Origin of the sequence: Rugamonas sp., from assembly GCF_025354735.1 — a bacterium.
Lineage (GTDB): Bacteria > Pseudomonadota > Gammaproteobacteria > Burkholderiales > Burkholderiaceae_D > Rugamonas.
Genome location: NZ_JANXMI010000196.1, coordinates 1 through 9,231 on the forward strand (window position 1 = coordinate 1; position 9,231 = coordinate 9,231).

General features: G+C 67.1%; 10 protein-coding genes. All 10 read left to right on the plus strand.

The window, feature by feature from the left end:
- A partial coding sequence (locus tag Q0S71_RS15720) for a substrate-binding periplasmic protein (RefSeq protein WP_367185310.1) occupies window positions 1-716 on the plus strand: 716 nt, incomplete at its 5' end.
- A gap of 140 nt (window positions 717-856) precedes the next feature.
- Entirely contained in the window at window positions 857-1,912 is a 1,056-nt protein-coding gene (locus Q0S71_RS15725) for a YjgN family protein (protein WP_295997577.1), read from the plus strand.
- A gap of 2 nt (window positions 1,913-1,914) precedes the next feature.
- Window positions 1,915-3,024: a M48 family metallopeptidase gene (locus Q0S71_RS15730; protein WP_295997599.1), complete on the plus strand. Its 1,110-nt coding sequence runs from the start codon at window positions 1,915-1,917 to the stop codon at window positions 3,022-3,024.
- A gap of 95 nt (window positions 3,025-3,119) precedes the next feature.
- Complete coding sequence (locus Q0S71_RS15735) at window positions 3,120-4,106, plus strand: ABC transporter substrate-binding protein (protein ID WP_295997580.1); 987 nt, start codon at window positions 3,120-3,122, stop codon at window positions 4,104-4,106.
- 37 nt (window positions 4,107-4,143) lie between these two features.
- On the plus strand, window positions 4,144-4,965 hold the full coding sequence (locus Q0S71_RS15740; RefSeq protein ID WP_295997602.1) for an ABC transporter permease: 822 nt from the start codon (window positions 4,144-4,146) through the stop codon (window positions 4,963-4,965).
- Window positions 4,966-4,995: 30 nt separating this feature from the next.
- Window positions 4,996-5,793 carry an ABC transporter ATP-binding protein gene (locus tag Q0S71_RS15745; protein ID WP_295997584.1) on the plus strand — a complete coding sequence of 266 codons (798 nt, stop codon included), beginning with the start codon at window positions 4,996-4,998 and terminating at the stop codon, window positions 5,791-5,793.
- 170 nt (window positions 5,794-5,963) lie between these two features.
- A complete protein-coding gene (locus Q0S71_RS15750) occupies window positions 5,964-6,767 on the plus strand; it encodes an inner membrane protein YpjD (RefSeq protein WP_295997587.1) in 804 nt (267 codons plus the stop codon).
- Window positions 6,764-7,048, plus strand: coding sequence for a PP0621 family protein (locus Q0S71_RS15755; protein WP_295997590.1), 285 nt, complete (start codon window positions 6,764-6,766; stop codon window positions 7,046-7,048). The genes Q0S71_RS15750 and Q0S71_RS15755 overlap by 4 nt, the downstream gene beginning before the upstream one ends.
- Window positions 7,049-7,051: 3 nt before the next feature.
- Window positions 7,052-8,755: an ATP-binding protein gene (locus tag Q0S71_RS15760; RefSeq protein WP_295997594.1), complete on the plus strand. Its 1,704-nt coding sequence runs from the start codon at window positions 7,052-7,054 to the stop codon at window positions 8,753-8,755.
- Between the two features lie 34 nt (window positions 8,756-8,789).
- Window positions 8,790-9,231, plus strand: a 442-nt coding sequence (locus Q0S71_RS15765) for a response regulator (protein WP_295997596.1), incomplete at its 3' end; no start/stop codon positions are given.

Below are 9,231 nucleotides of genomic sequence, written 5' to 3' on the forward strand. Positions count from 1 at the left end.
CGCTGACACTGTGCGCCGGCCCGGCCGCCGCCGACGACGTCAGCATGGCCTTCGGCGACAACCTGCCGCCCTACATCCTGGCCGAACGCGACGCCGGCATCGAAGTCGACATCGTGCGCGCGGCGCTGGCCTATCGCGGCCACGCGCTGCACGCCCAGTACCTGCCGATGGGCCGCATCCCGGTCACCTTCATCGCCGGCCGGGTCGACGCCGTCATGATGGACGTCGGCGAGGACATGCACACCCACGGCGGCTACTACGCGATGCCGCCCGTCCTGTACGACAATGTGTTTTACACGCTGCGCGCGCGCCGCCTGGCGATACGCGCGCCGGCCGATTTGCAAGGGCGCCGCATCATGTCCTTCGTCGGCGCGGCCAGGCGCTATCCGGACTGGCTGGGCGGCCTGGTGCACACCCCGGCCTACGTCGAGAGCAACCACCAGTCGGCGCAGCCGCTGCTGCTGGCGCTGGGCCGCTACGACGTGGTGCTGAGCGACCGCACCATCTTCCAGTACTACACGCTGCTGCAAAAGCGCGCCGATCCGGGCTTCGTCATGCCGGCGCTGGACGCGCACGAATTCACCACCGCCAATCCGGCCGACTACCGGCCCGTGTTCCGCGACGCCGCCATCCGCGACGACTTCAACGCCGGCTTGCTGTGGCTGCACAAGAGCGGCCGCTATCGCGCCATCTACGAGCGCTATCTGAAGGATTGATGCCGCCCTGACTGCGGAGCAAGGCGCGGCCGCATCTTGCCAAGGCTCAAATAATTATCAAATAACTATACTTTCCCATTGACAATAATTATCCAAACCTTCATTGTCAGGCCTTACCGCCAGCCGACAAGGAACAAGCAATGGACATACAACAGCACGCTGACGCAGTACAGATGGCGCCGCAGCCCCTCCGTTTCCATGCCAGCGGCGGCGAATACTTCCGCATCTGGATAGTGAATTTGCTGCTGACCATCGTCACGCTCGGCATCTACTCGGCCTGGGCCAAGGTGCGGCGCAACCAGTATTTTTATTCCAGCACCGAACTGGCCGGCAGCAGCTTCGAATACCACGGCAATCCCATCGCCATCCTCAAGGGACGCGTGGCGGCGCTGCTGCTGTTCGGCGGCTACAACATCGCGATGCGGTACTCGCCGGTGGGCGGCGCCTGCATGGCGCTGCTGCTGATGGCCGTGCTGCCGTGGCTGTCCTGGAAAAGCATGCAGTTCAAGCTGTACAACACCAGCTATCGCGGCGTGCGTTTCGGCTTCAAGGGCAGCGCGCGCCAGGCGTATTTTTATGAGTTGCTGCTGCCGGTCCTGAGCGTGCTGACGGTGGGCTTGCTGGCGCCATACACGCATCAGCGCCTGAAGCAGTACCAGCACAGCGAAAGCCGCTACGGCGGCAGTTACTTCGCCTTCGACGGCCGCGTCGGCGGCTTCTACAAAGCCTACGGCATCTTCGCCGCGCTCTATTTCGGCGGCATGATCGTATTCGGGACGGCACTGGTCTTCGTACTGAAGGCCGTCCCCGGCGGCCCGGGCAACTTTGCCCATGCACCGGCCGTCATCGCGCTGTTCGCCATCATTTATCTGTGGGCCTTCATCGTGCTGCCGCTGTTCCTGACGCTGATCCAGAACCTGATCTGGAACCACACCAGCCTGGGCGGCCACCGCTTCGCGTCGACGCTGACGTGGGGCCGCACCAGCTTCATCATGCTCACCAATCTGCTCGGCGTGGCCGTCACGCTCGGCCTGTTCATGCCGTTCGCCCATGTGCGCTGGCTGAAGTACCGGCTCGAATCGACGGCGCTGCTGGCCGCCGGCGGCCTCGATGATTTCGTCGCCGGCGCCGAACAGTCGGTCGGCGGCTTCGGCGAGGGCGCGATGGATATGCTGGACTTCGACCTGTCGCTGTAATGATGGCGCAACCCGGATCGCCTCCCGGGTCGGCCGCGGACACGGACCCGGCGGCCGGCCTGGCGCCGGTCGCCGCGTTCTATTTCGACGGCAAGACCTCGCGCCGCCACGCGGTGCGACTGCGGGTGCGGGGCGGCGACGCGGTCGTCACCAGCGCCGACGTTGACGCCGACGGTGGCCGAGACGCCGACGGCGGCGCCATCGAGCGCCGCTGTCCGCTGGCGCAGCTGCGCGTGTCCGAGCGCAGCGTGCACGCCGCGCGCAAGGTCAGCTTCCCGGACGGCGCCTTTCTCGAAATCGCCGACCGCGCCGCCTTCGCCGCGCTGCTGGCGGCCACCGGCCACGCCGACAGCTGGGTGGTGCGGCAGCAGCAAAGCTGGCGCGGCGCGCTGACGGCGGCCGCCGCCACCGTCGCCGCGCTGGTGCTCGGCTACCTGTTCCTGCTGCCGCCGGCCGCAGCGCTGCTGGCGCGCGCGCTGCCGCTGGCCGTCGAGCGCAAGTTCGGCGACGGCATGCTCGACATCCTCGACCGCCACGTGTTCGCGCCATCGGCGCTGCCGGCGGCGCGCCAGCGTCAATTGATCGCCGACTTCGGCCGCCTGCTGCCGCCGGTCCCCCATCCGCCGCCTTACCATATCGTGTTCCGCAAAAGCCGCATCGGCCCGAACGCGTTTTCGCTGCCCTCGGGCGACATCGTGATGACCGATGAAATGGTGGCGCTGATGCCGGACGACGCCGCGCTGATGGGTATCCTCGCCCATGAATTGGGCCACCTGCACGAACGCCACCTGATGCGCCGCATCATCCAGAGCTCGGCCGTCGCCGCCAGCGCCACGCTGCTGTTCGGTGACGTGTCGTCGGCGATCGCGGCGTTGCCGCCGCTGCTGCTGGACCTGAAATATTCGCGCGACATCGAGCGCGAAGCGGACGATTACGCCATCGCCATGCTGCTCAAGAACGGCATCGCGCCCGAGCATCTGGCGCAGGTCTTTGTGCGGCTCGACCGCTTCGCCGGCGCCGCGCCGGCCTATTTGTCCAGCCATCCATCGAGTCCCGAACGCATCGCCCGCATCCGCGCCGCCGCCCGGCCACAGCGCGCAACTGAGCGATAGGCAAGTCGATGCCGGCTTGGTATGATCGGTGCACAATAATCGGTGCATGGTCGGATGCATGCCAGGCCGGCGACGGCACACAGGGGGAGGGACGTATGGGGCGGAAAGCGGTCATCAAGGCGCTGATGCTGGCGTCGTTGTCGGGGGCGGGGCTGGCGGCGGCCGGCGCGCAGGCGCAGGAGGTGGTGCGGCTCGGGAATCTGAAGTTCGCCCACTACGGCGCCGTCTCGTATATCAAGGAAATCGCGCCCAAGTGCGGCATCAAGGTCGACGAACACGTATTCGCCAAGGGCCTCGACGTGATGCAGGCCATCATCGCCGGCGAGCTCGATGTCGGCACCACCGCGTCGGAGGCGGCCATCTCGGGCCGCGCCGGCGGGGCGCCGATTTACATCGTCGCCGGCTTCGCCAAGGGCGGCGCGCGCCTGGTCGGGCGCAGCGACTTGAAGCTCAAGACGGTCCAGGATTTGAAGGGCAAGAAAGTCGGCGTCACGCGCGGCGGCATCCAGGAGGTGCTGCTGCTGGCGGAGTTGCAGCAGAACGGCTTGAGCGTGTCCGACCAGCCGGGCAAGGACGTGCAGGAAGTCTTCCTCGCCTACGCCGACTTGAACCAGGCGCTGCTCGGCAAGAATATCGACGCCATGATGAACTCCGAGCCGCAATCGTCGCAGGCGATCAACAAGGGCTACGGCACGGAGATCGTCAAGCCCTACGACACGCCGATCGGCGCGCCGGTGCGCACCATGGTGATGACGGAAAAATTCTACAAGGAGCGCCGTCCGCTGGCCGAGAAATTCATGCGCTGCTTCGTCGAAGCCACCAAGACCTTCATCGACAAGCCGGACCTGGCCGAAAAATATGTGCGCGAGACGGTCTTCAAGGGGCAGATCAGCAAGCAGGATTTCGACGACGCCATCGGCAATTCGCCGTACTCCTACGACATCACGCCGGAACATATCCAGACCACCACCGACGTGATGGTCAAGACCGGCGTCGGCAAGCTGGCCAGGCCGCCGCTGGCCAGGGACTGGGTCAGGACCGACCTGCTCGACGCGGCCAAGAAAAGCCTGAACGTTCAATGACGCGCAAGCAGGGGGAGTGGTGATGGCGGAAAATGCGATGGCGGCATCGAAGTGGCGCGACGTCGGCGTCGGCCTGGTGGTGCCGGCGCTGGTGATCGCGCTGTGGCAGCTGGCCGCCACGCTGGGCTGGGCCAACCCGCAGATGCTGCCGTCGCCGCTGGCGGTGGCGCAGCGCTGGTGGGCTTATCTGCTGCCCTTGCAGCCCTATGACAGTGCCGCCGGCGGCTGGCTGGCGTGGGCGCTGTCGGGCGAATTGATCGTCGACGCGGCCGGCAGCTTGTACCGCGTGATCGTCGGCTTCGTCATCGGCGCCGGCCTGGCGCTGCCGCTCGGCCTCGTGATGGGCGCGCGGCCGCGCGTGTATGCCTGGCTCAATCCCATGGTGCAGCTGCTGCGGCCCATCCCGCCCATCGCCTACATCCCGCTGTCCATACTGTGGTTCGGCCTGGGCAATCCGCCCGCCATCTTCCTCATCGTGCTGGGCGCCTTCTTCCCGGTGCTGATGAATACCATCGCCGGCGTGCGCCAGGTCGACGGCATCTACCTGCGCGCCGCGCGCAACCTGGGCGCGTCCGGCGCCACGCTGTTCGTGCGGGTGATCCTGCCGGCGGCCGTGCCGTATATATTGTCCGGCGTGCGGATCGGCATCGGCACCGCCTTCATCGTCGTCATCGTGTCCGAGATGATCGCCGTGAACAACGGCCTCGGTTTCCGCATCCTCGAAGCGCGCGAATATTTTTGGTCCGACAAAATCATCGCCGGCATGATCAGCATAGGCTTGATCGGACTCGCCATCGACGTCGGCGTCACCCGGCTCAACAACCATCTGCTGCGCTGGCACCGCGGCATGGACAACTGAGGGACAACGGATGGACAACCGGAGCATGCAGTGAGCGAGGCCCATATCGTCATATCCAGCGTCAGCAAGGTATTCCGCAGCGGCGGGCGCGAACTGGTCGCCCTGCGGGACATCTCGCTCGAGATCCCGCGCGGCCAGTTCACCTGCCTGCTCGGTCCTTCCGGCTGCGGCAAGTCGACGCTGCTCAACGCGGTGGCCGGTTTCGCGCCGCCGACCGGCGGCAGCATCGTCGCCGACGGCCGCGCCGTCACCGCGCCGGGACCGGAGCGCGGCATGGTGTTCCAGGAGTACGCGCTGTTCCCGTGGATGACCGTGGCCGAGAATATCGGTTTCGGCCTGCAGATCAAGGGACTGCCGAAGGCCGACATCGCCGCGACGGTGGAGCGGCTGCTGCGGATGCTGTCGCTGAACGACTTCCGCGCCCGCTATCCCAAGGATTTGTCGGGCGGGATGCGGCAGCGGGTCGCCATCGCGCGGGTGCTGGCGCTCGATTCGCCCATCATGCTGATGGATGAGCCCTTCGGCGCGCTCGATGCGCTGACGCGCCGCAACCTGCAAGATGAGCTGCTGCGCATCTGGGCCGAGCTGAAAAAGACCATCATCTTCGTCACCCACAGCATCGAGGAGGCGATTTATCTGGCCGACCGCATCGTCGTGATGACTTACCGGCCCGGCACCGTCAAGCGCGACCTGCTGGTCGAGCTGCCGCGCTTGCGCGATCCGGCCGCGCCCGAGTTCAATGCCCTCAAGCGCGAGCTGGGGCAACTGGTGATGGAGGAGCAGCAGCGCCACCATCACGATGAGCTGCGCATGGCGGCGGTCGACTGAGCGGCGGCGCGTCGTCGACGGGATCACGTGGCGCCGGGAATCGGGGGCGGACCCCGCCGGGCGTGCGGCGACTTCGGCCACTGAACTCGAGCGGGGCCTGACCCTGGCACGCGCCCCCGATTCCTCCGCCCGCCGAAATAATATCGGCCGATAGTGTAAACTTAGCCCCCATGCAGACCTACCTCCAAATCGCAGCCGCCGTGCTGTATCTTATATGCGCGATACTGCGCTCGCGCCGCGGCGCGCTGATCGCCGGCGTGGCCGCCGTCGCCTGGCTGCTGCACGGCGCCACGCTGTGGCTGGAGCTGCGGGCGCCCGGCTCGCTGCGGCTCGGCTTCGCCGCCATGCTGTCGTCGGCGCTGTGGGTGTCGGTGGCGGCTTACTGGATCGAAAACCGCAACTACAGCCTCGATGGCCTGCGCCGCCTGGTGATGCCGTTCGCCGCGCTGGCCGTCGCCCTGCAGGTGGTTTTTCCCGGCGAGCTGGTGTCGCTCGAAGGGCGCTCGCCGATGTTCGGCTGGCACATCGCCATCGCCACGCTGGCCTACAGCACGCTGACCATCGCCGCCTTCCACGCCGTGCTGATGGCCTTGCAGGAGTCGCGCCTGCACACGCGGCGCGAGCGCGCCAGCTTTTTCTCGGCCGCGCTGGACCAGCTGCCGGCGTTGCTGACGATGGAAAAACTGCTGTTCCGGATGATAGGCTTCGGCTTCGTGCTACTGAGTTTGACGGTCTTGTCGGGCATCGTGTTTTCGGAACAGCTGTTCGGCCAGGCGCTCAAGTGGGACCACAAGTCCGTCTTCACGCTCGCTTCGTGGCTGCTGTTCGCGGCGCTGCTGGCCGGGCGCCGGCTGCGCGGCTGGCGCGGCAAGACCGCGCTCAGTTTCACGCTGGCCGGCTTCGCCACCTTGTTGCTGGCCTATGTGGGTAGCCGTTTCGTCTTTGAAGTCGTACTGCATCGGGGATTTGCATGACACGTATCTTGTTCTGGCTGGCGCTGGTGTTCCTGGTGGTGCACGCGGTGCGCAGCAAGCTGCGCGAGTTCCAGCAGCCGCGCGAACCCGAGCCCGGGCCGGCCGCGCCGACGCCGACGCCGTCGGCGCGCCAGGCGCGCGCCGACGCCCGCGCCATCGCCGAGGCGGAAACCATGTTGTGCTGCGCCCATTGCGGCATCTATTATCCGGCGTCGGAAACGGTGCGCAGCAAGGGCCGCGATTACTGCAGCGTCGCCCACGCCGCCCTGCCGACGGCCTGAGTGGTGACGACGCACCCGCCACGCACGCTGTCGGCCGAGTCGCGCGACACCTTCTGGCGTTCGCTGCAAACGATGAACGGCGCCCGCGTCGTCATCGCCGCCGTGCTGCTGGTCTACCTGAGCTTCGACAGCCACGGCCTGCGCGGCTCCGGCCCCTTCCTCTACGCGGAAATCTGCGTCGCCTATCTGGCGCTGGCGGTCGGCTTCGTGCTGACGGCGGCCTATGTGCGGCGCAACTTCATGCTGCAACTGATGACGCAACTGGCCTGCGACCTGGCCGTCATCTCGCTGTTGTATCTGGCCGGCGGCGGCGTGCGCAGCGGCCTGGCCATCCTCTACCTGTTCCCGCTGGCCGGCTGCGCCATCCTGGCGCCGCTGGTGGCGGCCCTGTTTTGCACCGCCACCGTCACGCTGTTCATGCTGGCCGAAAGCGCCTACCGGGTCTTCGTCGGCGACGGTGAGCTGGTGCTGCAATCGGGCTTGTACTGCGCCGCCTTCTTCGGCGCCGTGCTGGTGGTGAACCGGCTGGCGGCGCGCCGCATCGGCCAGGAAGAACTGGCGGTCCAGCGCGGCATCGAAATCAGTGTGCAGCAAGCCGTCAACCGGCTGGTGATGGCCAACGTCGGCGACGGCATCGTCGTCATCGGCGCCGACGGCCAGGTCCACGCCGGCAATCCGGCCGCGCAGCAGATGCTGGGCCTGGCCGGCCCCGACCTGCGCTTCAAGCTGTCGGCCGCGCCGGCGCTGCAACCGCTGGCCCAGGCCTACGCCGACTGGCGCGCCGACCCGGCCCAGCACACCTCCTTCGTCACCATCAAGCCCTACACCGACGCCGCGCTCGAGGGCGTGACGGCGGCGTGGAGCGCGCGGCGCGACCTGGCCGCCCACCTGAAGGTGCGCTTCGCCGCCGCCGACACGGGCGACCGCGCCATCGAACGCAGCGTGCTGTTCTTGCAGGACGTGACGGGCATAGAAAATCAGGCGCAGCAACTGAAGCTGGCGTCGATGGGCCGCCTCACGGCCAGCATCGCGCACGAGGTGCGCAATCCGCTGTCGGCCATCGGCCACGCGACGGCGCTGCTGGGCGAGGATCTCGACAGCGCGGTCCACCTGCGCCTGCTCAAGATCGTCGGCGACAACGTGGCCCGCGTCAACCGCATGGTCGAAGACATTTTGCAACTGTCGCGCAAGGTCCAGCCGCACAACGAGCCGCTGGCGTTGGCCGGCTTTCTCGCCGAGCTGAAGGCGGAATTCGAGGATACCCACGGCTTGCAGCGCGACGTCATCGGCATCGCCGACGCCGGCCCGGCCACCGTGCGCTTCGACCCGCTGCACCTGCGCGAGGTGATACTCAACCTGCTCAACAACGCCGTCCGCTACGCCAGCGGCGCGCCGTCCAGCATCCGGCTGGTGCTCGTGAGCGACAAGCTGCGCCACATGGAACTGCATGTGCAGGACGACGGCCCCGGCATCTCGCCCGAAGTGCGGGCCCATTTGTTCGAGCCCTTCTATACCACCTCGAGCAAGGGCACCGGGCTGGGATTGTATCTGGCGCGCGAACTGTGTTTGAATAACGATGCGATGCTCGACTATGAATACCGCTTCGACGCCGGCGCCCATCTCGATGGCTCGCGCAGTTCGAGCGGCCGTTTCGTCATCACCTTTGCGCGCCCGACGGCGGCGCCGGCCTCGCCGGTGCTGGCATGAGGGCCGCCACCCGTCTCACCAGAAAGGCTGTTCGATGAGTGCTTCTCCCCGCGTGCTGGTGGTCGACGATGAAGCCGACCTGCGCGAACTGCTGGAAATCACGCTGCTCAAGATGGGCCTCGACGTCGACAGCGCCGAAACGCTGAAGCAGGCGCGCGCCCTGTTGCAGCAGCACGACTATGCGCTGGTGCTGACCGACATGCGCCTGCCCGACGGCCTGGGGCTGGAGCTGGTGCGCGAAGTGACGGCGGCCCACAAGAACACGCCGATCGCCGTGGTGACGGCCTTCGGCAGCGCCGACAACGCCGTCGTCGCGCTCAAGGCCGGCGCCTTCGACTATGTCTCCAAGCCGGTGGTGCTGGACCAGTTGCGCATCATGGTGCAGTCGGCACTGCGGCTGACACCGGCGGCCGGCGGCGTTGCCGGCGGCAGCAACCACGGCTCGCGCCTGATCGGCGAGTCGGCCGCGATGCTGG